This is a genomic window from Aeromonas sp. PI_26 (assembly GCF_027854445.1).
In the GTDB taxonomy this organism is placed as follows: Bacteria; Pseudomonadota; Gammaproteobacteria; order Enterobacterales; family Aeromonadaceae; genus Aeromonas; species Aeromonas veronii.
In genome coordinates this window covers 130,631-149,201 of sequence record NZ_JAJNOE010000001.1, presented here as the reverse complement: position 1 = coordinate 149,201, position 18,571 = coordinate 130,631, and the positions used below count along the sequence as shown (strand labels likewise).

Sequence of the window (18,571 nt, the reverse complement as noted above, 5' to 3'; positions counted from 1 at the left end):
GCATCATCAGTCACTTCACGGGATCAGGCGGTATGGGACTGGCGCACCTTATCCTTTCCCCGAGCTGGCGCCTTGGTCAGCACCCTGGCCAGCCCTCTGTCAAACAGCAAGATCCCGGCCACCATGGCCGCGATAAACAACATTATCATGGGCTGCCCGCTGGAAATGAGACTCAGAGCAGGCCCAGGACAGATGCCCACCAATCCCCAGCCGATACCAAACAGCGCAGCCCCGCCAATCAGGCGGCGATCCAGCACGGGAGCGGGAACCCGGGCCATTGGTTCCCCCAGCAGGCTCAGGGGACGGGGTTTCACCAGCAGAAAATAACCCGGCATAAAGACCAGCAGGGCGCCCCCCATCACGAAGGCAAGGCTGGGATCCCAAGTGCCTGCCAGATCGAGAAAACCGGTGACCCGGGCGGGATCCACCATGTCGGAGATGGCCATCCCCAGTCCAAACAGCAGGCCCGCAAACAAACTTGTCAGCAACTTCATGGCGATCAGCCCCTTACAGCAGATGATGAGTGACGAAGACGGTGATAAAGCCTGCCGCCATAAAGGTGAGGGTGGCGACGATGGAGCGCAGGGAGAGCCGCCCCATGCCACAGATGCCGTGGCCGCTGGTGCAGCCATTGCCAAGACGGGTACCGATGCCGACCAGCAGACCGGCCAGCAGCACAACGGGCCAGCCGGGCAGCGTGGTGAATGTGGGCATGCGGGCCCAGCCCTGGTTCAGCGCCAACCAGGCACCCGCCCCGAGCCCCAGCAGAAACAGCACCCGCCACGGCGCACGGTGTTGCAGCGCACCGGCCAGAATACCGCTGATCCCGGCCACCCGGCCGTTGAACAACATCAGGATCAGGGCCGACAGCCCCGCCAGCATGCCACCGCCCAAAGAGAGCAGCCATTGGCTTTCCATCATCAAGATTCCTTATTTTCTGAGTGACAAAAATGGGTTTGCAGCGCGCCCAACACATCGGCGGCCGCCTCGCTCACCAGCGAGTAGTAGATCTGCTGGGAGACCTTGCGCGAACGGATCAGGCCGTAGCGCTTCAATACCGACAGTTGCTGGGAGAAGGCCGACTGCCCGAGTTGGCTATGGGCCAGCAGCTCCCCGACCCCCTTCTCCCCCTCCACCAGCTGGCAGAGCACCATCAGGCGTTCGGGATGAGCCAACGCCTTGAGCAGGGAGGCGGCGGCTGTCGCATGTCTGTTCATCTCGTCGAATTGGCTCATAAGAGTAAATTAGCAATTGCTGATATTTGTTCTATTGTATAAAACAACACTAAATTAGCAACATCTAAAGTAGATAAGGAGAAAGACCATGACAGTAGATAACGGCGTCAGAATCGTCGCGGGTTGCATGTTGCTGCTCTCGCTGATCCTTACCACCTGGGTTCATCCGGGCTTTGTCTGGTTGAGTGCCTTTGTCGGGGTCAACCTGATCCAGAGCGCATTCACCGGTTTCTGCCCGGCCGCCATGCTCCTCAAGCGCCTGGGGCTGAAGTAACAGGTCGCGCAAGACAGGGGCGGTCCTGCTAGCGGGGCGTCATCGCGCGGCGATGGCTATCGTCGCTCCCTGATGCTTATGGAGGTAGCCAGTCGGCCCCATTATTGACAAACTTGTATCTAAATGTTGCTGGAAGGCCGATAAGGCTTTACCTCACCGCTCTGGATGAGTACCATTTTGCCGTTCTTAACACAGCGGAGACCATCAGTGGGCAACTCATCAAGTGACAGTTGTAGACCGACCCTCATCGTCGGTACCAAGGTCGCGAGCTAGCCGCAGGTCTTTCTCTGCCGCATGCTCGCAACCCTGCGAGAAGCGGAAATCCACTCCCCTCTTCTCCCTTTTTACACTTGACGTCAGGTGATCTGGCTTTGCCATGACACCTTGCCTGCATAGTTTCTGCTTCCCACAAGGAGGCTGCTATGCGTTTTATCTCAATCAAACCGGCTGCGGATCGCGCGGTCGCAACAGGTTCTGTTGCACCCCGGGCTCACCCCCTGCTGAGCAAGCTGGGGCGCGGCATGTTGCCACGCTGGCTGGGCGGCAAACCGCGCCAGCACCACTATAGGCTGCAGATCCGCTGCGAGGATCGCGCCGATATGGAGCAGGTGCTGGATATGGTGAGCCACACCCTGCAACCGGCCGGACTGCAACCGATGCAATCGATGAAACCGGGTCGCAGCGGCGGGCGAGAGCTGGTGCTCAATGTGCACTGCACTCCACCCCAGCGCCGCTATCTGGTGCAGTTTGTTCATCAGGTCGGAGTAGCGCATCCGGTGCGCTGGGAGCTGCGTCCGCGCATCGACACGACTCCCGAACTCAACTGACGCGCATCCTGCTGCACTAACGACCGTTCAAGGGGCCAGCCACGCTGGCCCCACTTGTTGCGTCCTCTCCGAGCGTCAGGGCATCTGATGATGCTCGCGCCCCGGAAGCTAAACCCGGGACGCTGCGTTTTTCTGCTGGCCATCCGCTCAATCCCCCTCTGATCCATCCGCCACCCGGCGTTTCATCATGGATTGTGCCAAGCCAGCTTTCATAAGAAGGAGTACGCCATGAAGATGTGGCAACAACTAGACATGCTCTCACTGCTCGACACTCTGGCCAGCCTGCTGCTCGCCTTTGTGCTCGGCAGTCTGGTCGGGCTGGAGCGCCAGTACCGCCAACGTACCGCGGGCCTGCGCACCAACGTGCTGGTCGCCGTGGGAGCCGCCCTGTTCGTCAGCCTGGCCCAGCGAATCTATGACCTGCACGGCGGCAACTACAACGTGGTCCATGTGGTGGCCTATATTGTCTCCGGCATCGGCTTTCTCGGCGCCGGCGTCATCATGCGCGAGTCGGGCAATATCCGTGGCATCAACACCGCCGCCACCCTGTGGGGTGTCGCTGCGGTCGGCGCCGCCTGTGGCGCCGGGCTCGCCATGGAGGCCATTCTGGGCGCCCTGTTCGTGCTGGCCGCCAACACCCTGCTGAGACCGCTGGTCAACCAGATCAACCGTCGCCCGGTAGACAATCTGGATACTGAAGTCACCTACAAGGTGACTGCCCTGACCCCCCGTGAGCATCAAAAGGAGGTGCTGCACTGGCTCGAGGAGATGCTGGAGCAGGCCAACTATCCCATGAGCGAGCTCGACATCGAGCCATTTGGCGAGAGGGATCTGGAGATCTCGGCGGTGCTGCTGGCCACCTCCATTGATGGCGACGAACTGGATGCCCTGATGGTGAAACTCGGCATTCATCCCCATATCAAGCAGATATTCTGGCGCGCCAGTACCACCGACTGAGCTGCCGGCCAGAGGAACGAGCCACCCGCCCACAGCAAAAAGCCCCGCCAGCAATGGCGGGGCTTTTTCATATGGATGAGCGAAGAGTGGCTAGCGGCGGCTGCGCCAGCGCACCCTGGGGGTGATCACCTGGGCGGTCTGTGCGGGAGGACTGCCCGCTATCAGTTGCTGCATCAGCTCGAAAGCGGCGAGGGCCAGCGCCGGACAATCCTGCGCCACCGAGTCGATTCGCATGGGAATGCAGTCGAGCAGGTCGTGATCGTCGAAGGTGCACAGCCGCATCCCTGTCTCCATCAACCCCGCCTCGTTGAGGTAGCGCAGTACCCCTTCCAGCAGGGTAAAGGAGGCGGTAAAGAGCCCCTTGGGGGGCGCTCCCAGCTCGGCCACCAGCTCAGCCATCAGCTGATAACCGGAGCTCGGCTGGTAGTCGCGATGGCGCACCCGGGCGGCATCGGCTTCAAAACCGGCGCGATGGAGCCCCAGCTCATAGCCCGCCAGCCGGTGACGGCTGGGGGAGAGATCCAGCAAACCGCCGAAGTAGTAGATCTCCTCTCCGCACTCGCTGGCCATGTCCCGCACCAGCTCGGCTGTCGCCTTGCAGGCATCGGAGATCACCATGGGCAGGCGCGACTCGCCAATATGGCGGTCGAGCTGTACTACCGGCAGGCGGTCGTGGATGCGGGCATAGATGTCATCGCTGTGGCCGCTGGAGGCGACAATAAGCCCATCCACCTGACGGCTGATGAGGTTGTCCACCACCCGCTGCTCGAGGGCGGGATCATCCTCGGAGCAGGCGATCAGCAGCTGGATGCCCGCCTCCCGGCAGTAGGCCTCGAGGGCACGGGCAATGCGGGCAAAACCGAAGTTGGTGAGATCGGGGATCACCAACCCCCAGGTGTAGCTGCGGGTCTCGCGCAGGGAGCGGGCGTGAAAGCTCGGCAGGTAGTGACACTCCTCCGCCACCGCCTGAATGCGCTTGCGGGTATCGTCGGCAATCCGGTACTCCGCACTCTTCCCGTTGAGCACCAGACTGGCGGTCGCCTTGGACACCCCCGCCAGTTCGGCGATCTGGGCAATCGTGATCCGTTTCTTCTTCTCCACCTGGCCTCCCGGCTGACTAGAACCGGGCTATTGTACTAGGCACGCCGACAGCGACCAGTGATTGAGGCAAATTTTGCAGCCATCATCGCCGTTACCTGATGAAAGTTGCGGCTTTTCCCCGGGGAAGTAGCGCGCCGACAGGCTGTGCCGCCCCTCATCGATGAAACACTCGAGACTGGAGCGATCGCACAGGACGGTGATCCGCCCGCCAGCCCATGGGCTGCTGCGGGTCTCCCACGCTCCGCTCTGCCAGTTCTGGCGCCGTAAGGTGATGCGCCCCGGCTGCCACACCAGCTCGGCCACGGCACCGAACCAGAGGCTCCCCTCATCGCAGAGCTCCATATCGAGCCAGGCCGAGTCGATGGCCAGCCCCGGAAACTCGCCAAGCGTCCCCTCGAAACGGGTCAGTTCTCCCTTGAGCGCCGCAAGCTCCGCCACTGGCCGCTGGCAGAGCCACTCATCCTGCCAGAACAGCTCCCGCGGGCAGCTCATCTGGTGGATCCAGCCGTGAGCGATCGTAGGCTGGCTCATCTCGTTCTCCTCCGGCAGCCCCAGCCAGCCGAACAGGAGGCGGCGCCCCTGACTGTCTCGGGTGGTTTGCGGCGCATAGAACTCGAAGCCCCGATCCAGCTCGTGGAAAGCCCCGTGGGCGAAGCGCTCGCCATCAAAATCGCCCGCCAGCCAGCCGCACTGGTAGAGGTTGCGATAATCCTCGCCCGCCGGGGCAATCCCCTGCGGGCAGCTGATCAGCACATGGCGTTCCCCCAGCGGGAAGAGATCCGGGCACTCCCACATATAGCCAAACTCACCCAGCTCCCCTCGCCCGCTACCGGCGATGGGGCCCACCCGCTGCCAGCTTTGCAGGGTCTCGCCGCGATAGAGCAGCACTTCCCCCTTGTCATCCAGGGTGCGGGCTCCCAGCACCATCAGCCACTGTTTGCCGTCGTGCCACACCTTGGGGTCGCGCACGTGGCCGCTGTAGCCTGCGGGTAGATCCAGCACAGGCCCCAGCTTGGCAAAACCACCCTCACCGTCGGCGCGGGCCAGACACTGATAGGCGGTGCGGCTGCCATCCGGGTATTTGACATTGCCGGTGTAGATAAGGGTCAGACGCCCCTGCTCGTCGCTCACCGCAGAGCCCGAATAGCAGCCGTGGCTCTCATAGGCTTCGGTGGGCAACAGCGCCACCGGCTCGTGCTGCCAATGCAGCAGATCGGTGGAGGTGACATGGCCCCAGCCCTTGTTGCGGTGCTCGCAGCCCAGCGGATTCCACTGGTAGAAGAGGTGGTAGCGCCCGTCGTGCTCGATAAAGCCGTTGGGATCGTTGAGCAGCCCCACCGGGGCTGCCAGATGCCAGCGGGGCCGATGGGGATCGGCCGCCGCCTTGAGCTGTCCGGCCAGCAGCGACCGGACAATCTGGTTGAGAAGATCGCTTTCCTTCATCACTCCACCTTGTATTTGAGCAGGTAGGAAGCGGCGAAGGCGGCACCAAAGGCGATCACCAGCCCGATGATGTAGTGAATAAGGCTCATGGGCTGGACGATGGCCATGCCGGGAATACCGGTCAGCCCTACCGCCGTCATCCCCACCTTGGCCGCCACCACGTAGGCGCCGCCGCAGGCCCCGCCAAACAGACCGGCAAGGAAAGGTTTGATATAGCGCAGGTTCACCCCGAAGATGGCAGCCTCGGTGATGCCCAGCAGGCAGGACATGGCAGCCGGCACGGTAATGGCCTTGATCTTCACATCACGAGTCTTGAAGTAGACCGCGAGGCAAGCCCCACCCTGTGCCACGTTGGCCATGGCCCAGATGGGCAGCAGGAAGTTGACGCCAATTTGCGGATTGGCCAGCAATCCCGCCTCGATGGCATGGAAGCTGTGGTGGATGCCGGTGATGACGATAAGCGAGTAAGTGCCGCCAAACACCAGCCCCGCCAGCCAGCCCGCCTGCTCATAGAGGGCACTCAGACCGAACGAGATGCCATCCCCCAATACCCGACCCGCCGGGCCGATAAAGAGCAGCGCCACGAAACCGGTGATGATGACGGTCAGGAACGGCGTGAGGATCAGATCCAGCGCATCCGGGATGCGCTTGCGCAGCTGTTTCTCCAGATGGGACATAAACCAGACCGCCAAGAGCACCGGGAAGACGGTGCCCTGATAGCCGATCATGGCCACATCCAGCCCGAAGAAATCCATGGTCTTGAAGCCACCGGCCACGCCCCAGGCGTTGGTCAGCGCCGGGTGGGTGAGGATGCCGCCAAGGGTCGCCCCGAGGTACAGATTGCCGCCAAACTCCCGCGCCGCCGTAAAGCCGATGAGGATCGGCAGTATGATAAAGGCTGCCGAGCTGAACATGTCGAGCATCACAAACAGGGCGCTGTCGGCATTGACCCAACCGTAGGTGCGCACCATGCCCAGCAGCCCCATCAGCAAGCCCGAGGCGACGATGGCCGGAATGATCGGCACGAAGATGTTGGAAAGGGTTCGCGCCAACCGCTGGGCCACGTTGAGCTTGGCCGCCGCCATGTCGGTCAGCTCAGCCTTGCTGGCGGTGCCGGTACCGGTCAGCGCCACAAACTCCGCATAGACCTTGTTGACCAGACCGGTGCCGAAGATCACCTGAATTTGGCCCGCGTTGCTAAAGCACCCCTTGACCCCCTCCAGCTTGTCGATGGCGGCCTTGTTTACCTTGCTGTCATCGGCCAGCACCAACCGCAGCCGGGTGGCGCAGTGGGCAGCACTGACGATATTCTCCTTGCCCCCGAGCAGGGGCACCAGATCCTTGGCTATCGCACTGATATTCATATTCTTCCTCTTATGACCCGCCACGCTGGCGGGCCCTAGTCACATGAGAGTAGGGGCTGTCGAGCCGGGCTTCTAACCTCAGCTCAACAGCCGCTTGCGCCTGATCGCAAAAAGGCATCCAGTTCGGTGCGGGTCGGCAGCGCCGTCATCGCCCCCTTGGCGGTGGTGGCGAGCGCCCCGCAGCCGTGGGCCTGAGCCAGGATGGCGGGTAGCTCGGCCATGGTTGGCAGCGACGAGCGCCCGGCCAGCGCCGCCAGCAGCCCGGCGACGAAGGCATCCCCCGCCCCCGTGGTGTCGATGGGGGTCACTCTCTGCCCCACCCACTCCAGCAACTCGCCATCAAGGCGAGCCACCACCCCGGCCGCACCCTGGGTCACCAGCACCAGCGCCGGGCCAGAGAGCGTCGCAAGCCCGGCAGCCAGATCATCCTCGCCGCTCAGCAGTTGCAGCTCCTCGATGGAGAGCTTGACCACATCCGCCTGTGCAATTGCCTGACGCACCAGCGGCAGCATCTCGGCAGGGTTGCCCCATACCTCGGGGCGCAGGTTGGGGTCGAAGCAGACCCGCCCGCCTGCCGCCTTGATGTCCGCCATGGCCTGCAGGCAGCTGGTGCGTACCGGCTCGTTGGCGAGCGCGATGGAGCAGGTGAGCAGCCACTGACCGGCCTTGAAGCGGGGCAACTCATTTGGGGTGAGAAACTGGTCGGCGCTGGGGCGCACCATAAAGGTGAAGCTGCGCTCCCCCTCGTCATCCAGTTCTACCAGCACGGTAGAGGTGCGATGGTCAGGATCGAGCCGCAGCGCACCGATATCCACCCCCTCCCCGCTCAGGGTGTCGGCCATAAAGCGGCCGAACGGATCGGCACCAACCCGGCCGATAAAGGCCGCATCGCCCCCCAGCCGTGCCACACCAACCGCCACATTGGCGGGCGCGCCACCCGGACACTTGAGGTAGTGCAACGCCCCTTCCGGGATCAAGTCCACCACCGCATCCCCCATTACCCACACACGATTCGTCACCTTGCTACTCCACTGCTGCATCGGATCCACGGTCAAACCCGAACTCTGTTCTGTTGGCTGACATTATCAGCTAAACCGTTTTAGCCAACCAACAGATCTCGGCACCGGCTGCCATTTTTGTGATCGGGATAACGAACTAGAACCAGGTTTCCATCTGTACGCCAAAGTTCCACTCGCCACCGGCGGTGAAGTTGCTCTGACCCATGGCATCGTCGCTGGCGTAGTTGTCGAGCTCGGAGGACCAGTCCATCCAGGTGGCGAAGACCCTAAGCTCAGGCCGCTCGAAGAAACCGGCGGTCTGCGCCTTGAAGGTGGGGGCGAAGGTGAGCTTGGTGAAGTTGCCGTTCACCGCCTGGCGTCCCTTGTAGCCCTTGGGATCGAGATCCATGTACTGCCAGGCCACCTCGTAGACCAGCTCGACGTTCTGGCTCAGCACCTGCGCCACCCGGGTATTGAAGGTGAGCCAACGGTACTCGTCCCCTTTCACGTAGCGATCCTGACTCTGCTCGGCCAGCAGGGCCGGGGCAAAACGCCAGCGCGGATTAAGATCGGTAGCGCCAAACACGGCGACCCGCACCGCATCGGCGTCCGGCAACAGCTCGCTGTCAGAGCCCAGCCCCTTGACCTCGGCCCCCAGCCCATGACCGTACAGCACCGCCGCCTTGGCAAAACCGGGGTTGAGGCCAAAGAAGCTCTCGCCGTGGTAGGCCAGCAGGGTGTGGGCCCCCTTGTCCGCCGCCTCGCTGCCCGCCCCCTTGTCATTGATGCGGGCGTCATTGTCCTTGGCCGAGAGGCCGTTCACCATCCACTGCCAGTTGCCGACGCGGTTGTTCATGGTGAGGATGTAGCTCTCGATATCGGAAAGACCGCTGGCGCTGATGTCGCCGTAATCGCGGCCATAGAGAGAGAAGTTGGCCTTCCAGCTGTCGGCCAGTTGCACGTCGTAAACGCCGCCGCCGGTACCGGCCAGGAACACCACGTCGGAATCGAGCCAGTGGATGTCGAAGTTGTCGCGATCAAAGCGCTTCCCCGCCCACAGCACCGCATTCTTGAAGGGGCCGTCGAAGCTCGCCAGATTGCCGATCTCGGCAAACACCTGACGGGTATTGAGGCTCGAATCGCTGGCGGTCCAGTCGTTGCTGGTCTCCACCCCGTCTGCCAGCATCAGCTTGTAGCGGGCCCAGCTGCCATCCTCGAAGGTCTGGGTTTTCAGCAGGTTGGCCTCCATATAGGTGTCATCCTCATTGCCAAGGCGACCGACGGCCCCGCCCACCGAACCGGCTGGCGTGATGTAGGGGCCGCCGCGCCCGCCGTTGCCATTGCCGTTGACCAACAGGCCCGAGCGGGCGTAGCCGTGAAACTCGAAGCCCTGGGCACCTGCGGTCTTCTCATCCACCTGCTGGCTGCGGTTGTCGGCCACCTGAGCCTGCTCGCTCGCCGCGCTCGCCTTCACTTCCGCCTGACTGGCACGGCTCTCTGCCGCCTCGGCTCTCGCTTCGGCTGCCTGTACCCGCGCCTCCAGCGCCGCCAATCTGGCCTCGACACTCTCACCTGCAATACTCGCCTGCGCCGCCCACAGCGGGCTGCTCATCCCCAATCCCAGCGCTACCGCCAGCGCCAACTTGCTCTTGAACATCATCATCTTCCTCACCTGTCATCTGTGGCCCGGACGGGCGCTGTTGTTATCGACAGCCAGAGCATAGCTAAACCAATTTAGCTAACTCAATATGACAACTAAACCGTTTCAGCAACAGTGTGAGCGGGATAACATTTGTACAGCAGGAATTGGCGGGAGTTGTGAGGAGGATCCCTCATCAGGATCCACTCAATAGGGCGGCTCTTGGCTAAACGGCGGGCAAAAAAAGAGCCGGCACAAGGCCGGCTCTGTTTATTCGGGTCGCTGAAATCAGCTGGTCAGATCGTCGAAGAAGCGTTTCACCCCTTCGAAGAAGCCTTCCGATTTCGGCTTGTGGGTCTTGGCAGCGGCACCGCTGAACGACTCGTCCAGCTGGCGCAACAGCTCTTTCTGCTGCTCGGTGAGATTGACCGGAGTCTCGATCACCACCTTGCACATCAGATCCCCTACCTGGCCGGAGCGCACGGACTTCACGCCCTTGCCGCGCATGCGGAACATCTTGCCGGTCTGGGTCTCCGGAGTGACCTTGAGCTTGACGCGGCCATCCAGGGTCGGTACTTCAATCTCGCCACCGAGGGCTGCTGCGGTGAAGCTGATAGGCACTTCGCAGTAGAGGTTGTTGCCGTCACGCACAAAGATCTCGTGCTCTTTGACGTGCACCTGTACGTAGAGATCCCCTGCCGGAGCTCCCGCTTCCCCCGCTTCCCCTTCACCGGAGAGACGGATGCGATCGCCGGTATCGACGCCCGCCGGAATTTTCACCGACAGGGTCTTGGTGCGCTGGTAGCGACCTTCACCGTGGCACTTGCGGCACGGATCCTTGATGATCTTGCCGCGACCGTGACAGTGCGGACACGCCTGCTGCACCGCGAAGAAGCCCTGACGCATCTGCACCTGGCCGGAGCCGTGGCAGGTCGGGCAGGTCTGGGCACTGCTGCCGGTGTGGGCACCGGAGCCGTTACAGACTTCGCAGTGAACCAGAGTCGGCACCTTGATCTCCTTGGAGACCCCGCGTACCGCCTCTTCCAGCGTCAGCTCCATGGTGTAACGCAGGTCGGAGCCACGGGCCGGGCCACGACGGGCACCACCACGGCCACCGCCGAAGATGTCACCGAATACGTCACCAAACATGTCGGCGAAGTCGGCACCGCCGCCAAAGCCACCGTGGCCACCGCCACCCTGGCTCGGGTCGACACCGGCATGGCCGTACTGGTCGTAACGGGCACGCAGGTTGGCATCGGTCAGGACCTCGTAGGCTTCCTTGACCTCTTTGAACTTCTCTTCGGATGCGGCATCACCCTGGTTACGATCCGGGTGATACTTCATGGCCAGGCGCTTGTACGCCTTCTTGATCTCGCGATCGTCGGCATCTTTCGCCACACCCAGTACTTCGTAGAAATCGCGCTTCGACATACTCATCCTGTGGTTACGCAGACGGGCGTTGGTTACCCAACGCCCGTGAATTCATTGACCAAGCCGATGGGCGAAGTGGACTTCGCCCATCTGGGTAGGGCTTACTTCTTGTCGTCTTTCACTTCTTCGAACTCGGCGTCGACTACGTCGTCGTCAGCCTTGGCAGAAGAGGAGGACTGACCGGCATCAGCACCGGCTGCACCCTGGGCCTGAGCCTGCTGCTGGGCAATCTCCATCAGCTTCTGGGACGCTTCCAGCAGAGCCTGCTGTTTGGCTTCGATAGCAGCCTTGTCGTCACCCTTGATGGCAACTTCCAGCTCGCTCAGAGCAGCTTCAATCTTGGTCTTGTCGTCGGCAGGCAGGGCTTCACCGGCTTCGGTGATCTGCTTGCGTACGGAGTGGACCAGACCATCAGCCTGGTTGCGAGCCTGTACCAGCTCTTCAAACTTCTTGTCCTCGGCCGCATTGGCTTCGGCTTCGCGTACCATGCGCTCGATCTCGTCATCAGACAGACCAGAGGAGGCCTGGATGGTGATCTTCTGCTCTTTGTTGGTCTCTTTGTCTTTCGCGGAGACGTGCAGGATACCGTTGGCATCAATGTCGAAGGTCACTTCGATCTGCGGCAGACCGCGCGGTGCCGGACGGATGCCTTCCAGGTTGAACTGGCCCAGAGACTTGTTGTCGCTGGCGCGCTTGCGCTCACCCTGCAGCACGTGAATGGTCACGGCAGACTGGTTGTCTTCGGCAGTGGAGAACACCTGGGACTTCTTGGTCGGGATGGTGGTGTTCTTCTCGATCAGCGCAGTCATCACGCTACCCATGGTTTCGATACCCAGGGAGAGCGGGGTGACGTCCAGCAGCAGTACGTCGGTCTTGTCACCGGACAGTACGGCACCCTGGATGGCTGCACCCATGGCCACGGCTTCGTCCGGGTTGACGTCTTTACGCGGCTCTTTGCCAAAGAACTCGGCAACGGTCTTCTGAACCAGCGGCATACGGGTCTGACCACCAACCAGAATCACGTCGTCGATCTCGCCAACTGCCAGACCGGAATCTTTCAGGGCGACACGAACCGGCTCCAGAGAGTCTTTCACCATGTCTTCTACCAGGGATTCCAGCTTGGCGCGGGTCACCTTGATGTTCATGTGCTTCGGACCGGTGGCATCTGCAGTGATGTACGGCAGGTTGACGTCGGTCTGCTGGGCAGAAGAGAGCTCAATCTTGGCTTTCTCGGCGGCATCTTTCAGACGCTGCAGCGCCAGCTGGTCGTTGCGCAGGTCGATGCCCTGCTCACGCTTGAACTCGTCTACCAGATAGTTGATGACGCGGTTGTCAAAGTCTTCACCACCCAGGTGGGTGTTACCGTTGGTCGCCAGTACTTCGAAGGTGGTTTCGCCTTCCACTTCGTCGATCTCGATGATGGAGATATCGAAAGTACCGCCACCCAGGTCATATACGGCAACCTTGCGCTCGCCCTTGACCTTGTTCACGCCGTAGGCGAAAGCTGCTGCAGTCGGTTCGTTGATGATGCGTTTTACATCCAGACCGGCGATGCGACCGGCATCCTTGGTAGCCTGACGCTGGGCGTCATTGAAGTAGGCCGGAACAGTGATAACGGCTTCGGTTACCGGCTCGCCCAGATAGTCTTCAGCGGTCTTCTTCATCTTCTTCAGCACTTCGGCAGAGATCTGCGGCGGTGCCATTTTCTTGCCCTTCACTTCAACCCAGGCGTCGCCGTTGTCAGCTTTGGCGATGGCGTACGGCATGATTTTCAGGTCACGCTGCACTTCTTCATCTTCAAAACGACGACCGATCAGACGCTTGATGGCGAACAGGGTGTTTTTCGGGTTGGTGATGGCCTGACGCTTGGCCGGCTGACCAACCAGGATCTCGCCATCATCGGCATAGGCAATGATGGACGGAGTAGTACGATCGCCTTCTGCGTTCTCGATCACGCGAGCAGTGTCGCCATCCAGAATAGCGACGCAGGAGTTGGTAGTACCCAGGTCAATACCGATGATTTTACCCATTTGACGAATCTCCAAATACTTTGAATAAACTGGCGAGGAACTCGCCTTAATGCGTTAACGGCTAGGTGGGGGCTGCCAATCTGGCTTTCAAGCTCCCGGCATCAATTTTTTTGTGCCGCCGTGGCCTTGCTACCTATATGGGGTCGCCAGACGCAGCTTCAAGCCCCAACCCTAAAAAACCACACCCTTTGTCATGGTTGCGCGGTCACGTTGAGCCGTAAACCGGGCAAGATGAACAGGGGCTGCACTACGAAACAAAAAGCCCGCCACGGGGCGGGCTCGGGCACCCACAGCCAATCAGTCAACCGCTTTGGCGATCATCACCATGGCAGGACGGATCACCCGACCGTTGAGGTCATAGCCCTTCTGCATCACTGCAATGACGGTGTTCGGCGCCACATCGGCACTCGGCACCATGCTCATCGCCTGATGGGCGTTGGGGTCAAACGGCTGGTTGATCGGATCGAGCGCCACCAGACCAAACTTGGCCACGCCGCTCTGCATGGATTTCAGAGTCAGCTCGACACCTTCGATCATCGGCTTGAGGGCTTCGTTCTCCTTGTCGGCCAGTTCGATGGCACGCTCAAGGTTGTCCAGCACCGGCAGCAGTTCATTGGCGAACTTCTCCAGAGCGAATTTGTGCGCCTTCTCCACATCCAGCTCGGTACGACGGCGCAGGTTCTCCATCTCGGCGGCGGTACGCAGGGCGCGTTCACGCTCTTCCGCCGCTTTTTGGATGGCGGTTTCCAGCTGCGCTTCCAGTTCGGCAATGCGGGCCTGCTCGGCTGTCACTTCACTGTCTACATCGGTCGGCTCGACTGGCTGGGCTTCCACTTGCTCCATCGCTTCAACCTTTTGCTCTTCGTGGTTCATGACATCTCCAATTCCGGGGTTACTTATGAGGGCCCTGACGTCTGGTTGAGCGACCGGACGACAACAGACCGACTATGTTGGCGCTATTATGGGGATGCATCCCCGGCTTTCAAGGGGTAAAGGGCAATCAGGGTTGCTGAATAGCCGCAACCGGCGGTTTATCCGGGTTGCCGCTCACCGTTTAACCAGTAACCTCAAGGGGATAGCCGGCCCCGTCACACGGGAGAGCGTCACAAGCGCAGCAAAGCACTGTATACTGGCCCGCAATACCCATCCCAGATCTGACTGACTATGGATTCTCCGTTCAAAACCATCGCCCTGATTGGCAAACCCCACCATGAGGGGGCCAACCAGACGCTGACCGGCCTGCATCAATACCTGACCGCCCGCGGCTTTCGGGTACTGGTGGAGAGCCGGGTCGCCCAGACCCTGAGCATCCTCGATGAAAACGTGATGGATCTGGTGCAACTGGGCCAGCAGGCCGATCTCGCCATCGTGGTCGGCGGTGACGGCAACATGCTGGGGGCGGCGCGGGTACTGTCACGCTTTGATGTGGCGGTGATCGGGGTAAACCGGGGCAACCTCGGCTTTCTGACCGATCTCTCGCCACAAGATTACCTGCTGCCGCTGGAGCAGGTGCTCTCCGGCCACTACAAGAGCGAACACCGCTTCCTGCTGGAAGCCTCGGTCTATCGCCACGGCGAGCGCAAGTCGAGCAATCTGGCGGTCAACGAGGCTGTACTGCACCCGGGCAAGATCGCCCACATGATCGAGTTCGAGGTCTATATCGATGGCAGCTTTATGTATAGCCAGCGCTCGGACGGCATCATTGTGGCCACTCCGACCGGCTCCACCGCCTACTCACTGTCGGCAGGTGGCGCCATCCTCACCCCCAAGCTCAACGCCATCACGCTGGTGCCCATGTTTCCGCACACCCTGAGCAGTCGCCCCATCGTACTCGATGCCGACAGCGAAGTGCGGCTGCTGGTCTCGCCGGATAATCAGGACGATGCCATGCAGGTCAGCTGTGACGGTCAGGTGACCCTGGCGGTCCACCCGGGGGACGAGATCCTCATCAAGAAGAGCCACCACCAGCTTCATCTGGTGCATCCCCTCGACTACAGCTACTTCCACGTGCTGCGCAACAAGCTCGGCTGGGGCAGCAAGCTGTTCTAATCAGCTTTGACCGACAACGGCATTGCCAGAGAGGGCGCCTGAATTGGCGCCTTTCTCATTTCTGTCTTAGCAACGTCCCCTGCACTCTCATATCCGTACCGCGTCCCAATAGTCAGTACCGCATTCTCATAGCCATGGCGCACTGGCGCGGCTTTCCTTTGTTAAAAATGGCGGCGCCCTCTTTACTGTATATAAGACCAGTATATACTGGATACATAAACAGTAATGTTGACCTATACAGGATGAGACCATGCTGACCCAGCTGACCGTCAACAACTTCGCCATCGTCAAGTTTCTCGAACTCGATCTGCAACCGGGCATGACCTGCATCACAGGTGAGACCGGCGCCGGTAAATCCATCGCCATCGACGCTCTCGGTCTCTGCCTCGGAGAACGGGCCGAAGCGGGCATGGTGCGACCCGATAGCGATAAAAGCGAGGTCAGCGCCCGCTTCCTGCTGGACAACAACCCGGCCGCCCGCGCCTGGCTCGCCACCAACGAACTGGAAAACGAAGGTGAGTGTATCGTGCGGCGAGTCATCTCCGCCGAGGGTCGCTCCCGCAGCTATATCAACGGCGTGCCCGTCCCTCTTACCCAGCTCAAGAATCTGGGCCAGCTGCTGGTCAACGTGCACGGTCAACATGCCCACCAGATGCTGCTCAAACCCGATTACCAGCTCGCTCTGCTCGACGGTTATGCCGGTCACCATCTGCTGCTCGACGAGGTGCGCCAGCACTATCAGCAGTGGCGCCAACTGCAAAACGAGCTGAACCGGCTCAAGGCCGAGCAGCAACAGCGGGAGGCCCGCCGCCAGCTGATCGAGTACCAGGTGCAGGAGCTGGACGAATTTGCCCTGCAACCAGGGGAGTTCGAAGAGATAGAAGAGGAGCACCAGCGTCTCGCCAACGGCACAGAGCTGATGCAGGAGTGCGGCGCTTGCCTCGATCTGCTCTATGACAACGAAGAGACCACTATCGCAGGGCTGCTGCAATCGGCCGTCGATCGGGCCGAGGGGCTGGTCAGCATGGACAGCCGCCTCAACCCGGTACTGGAGATGCTGAATGAAGCGCTGATCGGGGTGCAGGAGAGCCACAGCGAACTGCGCAGCTACCTCGATCGGCTGGAGCTCGATCCCGAACGTTTCAACGAGCTGGAAGCCCGCCTCTCCAAAGCCATCAATCTGGCACGCAAGCACCACGTTAAACCGGCGGATCTGGCCCAACACCATCAGGAGCTTGCCTCTGATCTCGCCCGCCTCAACTCCGATGAGGAGCGGTTAGAGGGGATGGAAGATGAGCTGGCCGAGGCTCGTCAGGCTTTTGTCCAGGCCGCCGAGGCCCTGAGCCAGAGCCGTCAGCGTTACGCCCAGGAGCTGGGCGCCAAGGTAACCAGCAGCATGCACGAACTGGCGATGCCCGATGGCCGCTTTGCCATCGAGGTGCGCCCCGATGCCCAGAGCAGCCTCTCTCCGCTGGGTATAGATCGGGTCGAATTTATGGTCACCACCAACCCAGGTCAGCCCATCCAGCCGCTTGGCAAGGTAGCTTCGGGCGGTGAACTGTCGCGTATCAGCCTTGCCATCGTGGTGATCAGCGCTCGCAAGGTCTCCACTCCGACCCTGATTTTCGATGAAGTGGATGTGGGGATCAGCGGCCCGACTGCCGCCGTGGTGGGTCGCCTGCTGCGCCAGCTCGGCGAGTCCACTCAGGTGATGGTGGTCACTCACTTGCCTCAGGTGGCAGGCAACGGCCACCAGCATATGGTGGTGAGCAAGCATACCGATGGCAAAACCACCGAAACCCAAATGAGTGCCCTTGATGAGGCTGCCCGTCTCAATGAGCTGGCACGCCTGCTTGGAGGCGACCAGATCACCGACAACACTTTGGCCAATGCCCGCGAGCTGCTGCGTCGATGAATCAGGTGATAAAGCCGATTTGCAGCGATGGCGACTGATAGCGCTGACAGAACATGCTGACTTCGCAGGTACGGACGAGTGCCATGGCCTGCACAGTCAGCAATAGCCAATAGCCAATAGCCAATAGCCAATAGCCAATAGCCAATAGCCAATAGCCAATAGCCAATAGCCAATAGCCAATAGCCAATAGCCAATAGCCAACTGTGATAACTGAACTCGCGTCAGGATTACCGACCCAGATCAATAAAATGGCGAGTTAGGCGAAGCTGGCAGCAACATGGGCGTGGATCCGGTTGCCTTCATGTGGCGGATTTCGCATAGTGTTGCCCCCCTTTATGGGTATCCAATTGTGAGGCTTTGTCTATGATCCACGTTTTTGGTCACAAGAATCCTGATAGCGACAGTATCTGCAGTGCGCTGGTTATCACCGACTGGCTCAATGGCCAGGGCCGTCAGGCCACCCCATGGCGTCTGGGTGACCTGCGCACCGAAACCCGTTTTATTCTGGAGCAGGCTGGCGTCAGCGAACCCGAGTTGCTGACCAAAGATCTGACCGGTGAAGATGTCTGGCTGGTGGATTTCAGTGATCTGGAACAGGGCCCCGCCACACTGGCACAAGCCAATGTATTGGGTCTGGTGGATCACCACCGTCTCGGTACCCTGGTCACCCAGTCTCCGCTGGATGCCTGGATCCGGGCCGTCGGCTGCACCTGCACCATCGCCTTCGATCTGCTGAGCCAGCAAGGCACCGTGACCCGCAGCCAGGCTCGCCTGATGCTGGGTGCTATCATGAGCGACACCCTCTGTCTCACCTCGCCGACCACCACCGAGCAGGACAAAATCGCCTGTGAGCGTCTGGCACCGCTGGCCGAAGTACCGCTGGCCGAATTCGGCCAAAAACTGCTGATGGCGAAAACCGACCTGAGCGGCCTGACTCCGGCTCAACTGCTGCAGCAGGATGAGAAAGCGTTCCAGGCGGAAGGTTGCAGCTTCATCATGAGCCAGATCGAAGTGGGCAGCGAACAGCAGCTGGCCGAGCACCTGCCAGCCCTGCAGCAGGAGATGGCCCAGCGCGTGGCGAGCGAAGGGCTCGACTTCTTCGTGTTGATGGTGACTGACCTGACTGCGGCTGCCAGCCGAATCTACTTTACCGAACACGCCAAAGTACCGGCAGAGTCCAGCTACCACCCGGGCTTTGTCAGCCGCAAGAAGCAGGGGCTGCCCTGGGTGATGGATCTGCTGGCCAAGGCCTGACCTTCCCTCGCCATAACCTATTCCAAAGCCCTGCCTCTGCGCAGGGCTTTTTCA

General features: G+C 60.9%; 17 protein-coding genes. 6 read left to right on the top strand and 11 right to left on the bottom strand.

All coding sequences use genetic code 11. The features are described 5' to 3' along the window. Window positions 1–23: 23 nt before the first annotated feature. The 3 genes from LRL22_RS00665 to LRL22_RS00655 are packed head-to-tail and all read right to left on the bottom strand — an operon-like array spanning window position 24 to window position 1,235. The gene (locus LRL22_RS00665) at window positions 24–494 is read right to left on the bottom strand and encodes a YeeE/YedE family protein (RefSeq protein ID WP_227340907.1); all 471 of its coding nucleotides are present in this window, start codon (window positions 492–494) and stop codon (window positions 24–26) included. Between the two features lie 13 nt (window positions 495–507). After that, entirely contained in the window at window positions 508–921 is a 414-nt protein-coding gene (locus tag LRL22_RS00660; protein ID WP_270904460.1) for a YeeE/YedE family protein, read from the bottom strand. Then, complete coding sequence (locus LRL22_RS00655) at window positions 921–1,235, bottom strand: ArsR/SmtB family transcription factor (RefSeq protein WP_005338008.1); 315 nt, start codon at window positions 1,233–1,235, stop codon at window positions 921–923. The genes LRL22_RS00660 and LRL22_RS00655 overlap by 1 nt, the downstream gene beginning before the upstream one ends. 88 nt (window positions 1,236–1,323) lie before the next feature. On the opposite strand from LRL22_RS00655, the gene LRL22_RS00650 reads away from it, so the two are divergent. The 3 genes from LRL22_RS00650 (at window position 1,324) to LRL22_RS00640 (ending at window position 3,293) form a co-directional block, all read left to right on the top strand. Further along, window positions 1,324–1,509 carry a YgaP family membrane protein gene (locus LRL22_RS00650; protein ID WP_201990468.1) on the top strand — a complete coding sequence of 62 codons (186 nt, stop codon included), beginning with the start codon at window positions 1,324–1,326 and terminating at the stop codon, window positions 1,507–1,509. Window positions 1,510–1,931: 422 nt separating this feature from the next. After that, window positions 1,932–2,336, top strand: coding sequence for a hypothetical protein (locus LRL22_RS00645; protein ID WP_227340909.1), 405 nt, complete (start codon window positions 1,932–1,934; stop codon window positions 2,334–2,336). A gap of 228 nt (window positions 2,337–2,564) precedes the next feature. Continuing rightward, complete coding sequence (locus tag LRL22_RS00640; protein WP_201990472.1) at window positions 2,565–3,293, top strand: MgtC/SapB family protein; 729 nt, start codon at window positions 2,565–2,567, stop codon at window positions 3,291–3,293. A 90-nt stretch (window positions 3,294–3,383) separates the two neighbouring features. Here the strand turns inward: LRL22_RS00640 and LRL22_RS00635 are convergent, their stop codons facing one another. The 8 genes from LRL22_RS00635 to grpE form a co-directional block, all read right to left on the bottom strand. Next, window positions 3,384–4,394 carry a substrate-binding domain-containing protein gene (locus LRL22_RS00635; RefSeq protein WP_005359254.1) on the bottom strand — a complete coding sequence of 337 codons (1,011 nt, stop codon included), beginning with the start codon at window positions 4,392–4,394 and terminating at the stop codon, window positions 3,384–3,386. 27 nt (window positions 4,395–4,421) lie between these two features. After that, a complete protein-coding gene (locus tag LRL22_RS00630; RefSeq protein WP_100646368.1) occupies window positions 4,422–5,837 on the bottom strand; it encodes a glycoside hydrolase family 32 protein in 1,416 nt (471 codons plus the stop codon). Further along, complete coding sequence (locus tag LRL22_RS00625; protein WP_216954251.1) at window positions 5,837–7,201, bottom strand: sucrose-specific PTS transporter subunit IIBC; 1,365 nt, start codon at window positions 7,199–7,201, stop codon at window positions 5,837–5,839. Before LRL22_RS00625 ends, LRL22_RS00630 begins: the two co-directional genes overlap by 1 nt. Before the next feature lie 83 nt (window positions 7,202–7,284). Next, entirely contained in the window at window positions 7,285–8,241 is a 957-nt protein-coding gene (locus tag LRL22_RS00620) for an aminoimidazole riboside kinase (RefSeq protein ID WP_270904459.1), read from the bottom strand. A 115-nt stretch (window positions 8,242–8,356) separates the two neighbouring features. After that, a complete protein-coding gene (locus tag LRL22_RS00615; RefSeq protein ID WP_270904458.1) occupies window positions 8,357–9,862 on the bottom strand; it encodes a carbohydrate porin in 1,506 nt (501 codons plus the stop codon). Between the two features lie 264 nt (window positions 9,863–10,126). Then, the gene (dnaJ, locus tag LRL22_RS00610; protein ID WP_005338032.1) at window positions 10,127–11,269 is read right to left on the bottom strand and encodes a molecular chaperone DnaJ; all 1,143 of its coding nucleotides are present in this window, start codon (window positions 11,267–11,269) and stop codon (window positions 10,127–10,129) included. Window positions 11,270–11,370: 101 nt separating this feature from the next. Then, window positions 11,371–13,299 carry a molecular chaperone DnaK gene (dnaK, locus tag LRL22_RS00605; RefSeq protein WP_042053028.1) on the bottom strand — a complete coding sequence of 643 codons (1,929 nt, stop codon included), beginning with the start codon at window positions 13,297–13,299 and terminating at the stop codon, window positions 11,371–11,373. 297 nt (window positions 13,300–13,596) lie between these two features. Further along, window positions 13,597–14,172 (bottom strand): nucleotide exchange factor GrpE, encoded by a 576-nt coding sequence (gene grpE, locus LRL22_RS00600; RefSeq protein ID WP_005338036.1) that lies wholly within the window; start codon window positions 14,170–14,172, stop codon window positions 13,597–13,599. 291 nt (window positions 14,173–14,463) lie between these two features. Between grpE and nadK the strand changes: the two genes are divergently transcribed. The 3 genes from nadK (at window position 14,464) to LRL22_RS00585 (ending at window position 18,517) form a co-directional block, all read left to right on the top strand. Further along, window positions 14,464–15,348 (top strand): NAD(+) kinase, encoded by an 885-nt coding sequence (nadK, locus tag LRL22_RS00595; RefSeq protein WP_005338038.1) that lies wholly within the window; start codon window positions 14,464–14,466, stop codon window positions 15,346–15,348. Between the two features lie 250 nt (window positions 15,349–15,598). Next, on the top strand, window positions 15,599–17,263 hold the full coding sequence (gene recN, locus LRL22_RS00590) for a DNA repair protein RecN (RefSeq protein WP_270904457.1): 1,665 nt from the start codon (window positions 15,599–15,601) through the stop codon (window positions 17,261–17,263). Between the two features lie 363 nt (window positions 17,264–17,626). Next, window positions 17,627–18,517 (top strand): manganese-dependent inorganic pyrophosphatase, encoded by an 891-nt coding sequence (locus LRL22_RS00585; protein ID WP_270904456.1) that lies wholly within the window; start codon window positions 17,627–17,629, stop codon window positions 18,515–18,517. The last annotated feature ends 54 nt before the right edge of the window (window positions 18,518–18,571 follow it).

Excerpts from the sequence above, each read along its gene's own strand:
- LRL22_RS00665 (WP_227340907.1), bottom strand. The coding sequence starts at position 494 with ATGAAGTTGCTGACAAGTTTGTTTGCGGGCCTGCTGTTTGGACTGGGG.
- LRL22_RS00660 (WP_270904460.1), bottom strand. The coding sequence starts at position 921 with ATGATGGAAAGCCAATGGCTGCTCTCTTTGGGCGGTGGCATGCTGGCG.
- LRL22_RS00655 (WP_005338008.1), bottom strand. The coding sequence starts at position 1,235 with ATGAGCCAATTCGACGAGATGAACAGACATGCGACAGCCGCCGCCTCC.
- LRL22_RS00650 (WP_201990468.1), top strand. The coding sequence starts at position 1,324 with ATGACAGTAGATAACGGCGTCAGAATCGTCGCGGGTTGCATGTTGCTG.
- LRL22_RS00645 (WP_227340909.1), top strand. The coding sequence starts at position 1,932 with ATGCGTTTTATCTCAATCAAACCGGCTGCGGATCGCGCGGTCGCAACA.
- LRL22_RS00640 (WP_201990472.1), top strand. The coding sequence starts at position 2,565 with ATGAAGATGTGGCAACAACTAGACATGCTCTCACTGCTCGACACTCTG.
- LRL22_RS00630 (WP_100646368.1), bottom strand. The coding sequence starts at position 5,837 with ATGAAGGAAAGCGATCTTCTCAACCAGATTGTCCGGTCGCTGCTGGCC.
- LRL22_RS00625 (WP_216954251.1), bottom strand. The coding sequence starts at position 7,201 with ATGAATATCAGTGCGATAGCCAAGGATCTGGTGCCCCTGCTCGGGGGC.
- LRL22_RS00620 (WP_270904459.1), bottom strand. The coding sequence starts at position 8,241 with ATGCAGCAGTGGAGTAGCAAGGTGACGAATCGTGTGTGGGTAATGGGG.
- LRL22_RS00615 (WP_270904458.1), bottom strand. The coding sequence starts at position 9,862 with ATGATGATGTTCAAGAGCAAGTTGGCGCTGGCGGTAGCGCTGGGATTG.
- dnaJ (WP_005338032.1), bottom strand. The coding sequence starts at position 11,269 with ATGTCGAAGCGCGATTTCTACGAAGTACTGGGTGTGGCGAAAGATGCC.
- dnaK (WP_042053028.1), bottom strand. The coding sequence starts at position 13,299 with ATGGGTAAAATCATCGGTATTGACCTGGGTACTACCAACTCCTGCGTC.
- grpE (WP_005338036.1), bottom strand. The coding sequence starts at position 14,172 with ATGAACCACGAAGAGCAAAAGGTTGAAGCGATGGAGCAAGTGGAAGCC.
- nadK (WP_005338038.1), top strand. The coding sequence starts at position 14,464 with ATGGATTCTCCGTTCAAAACCATCGCCCTGATTGGCAAACCCCACCAT.
- recN (WP_270904457.1), top strand. The coding sequence starts at position 15,599 with ATGCTGACCCAGCTGACCGTCAACAACTTCGCCATCGTCAAGTTTCTC.
- LRL22_RS00585 (WP_270904456.1), top strand. The coding sequence starts at position 17,627 with ATGATCCACGTTTTTGGTCACAAGAATCCTGATAGCGACAGTATCTGC.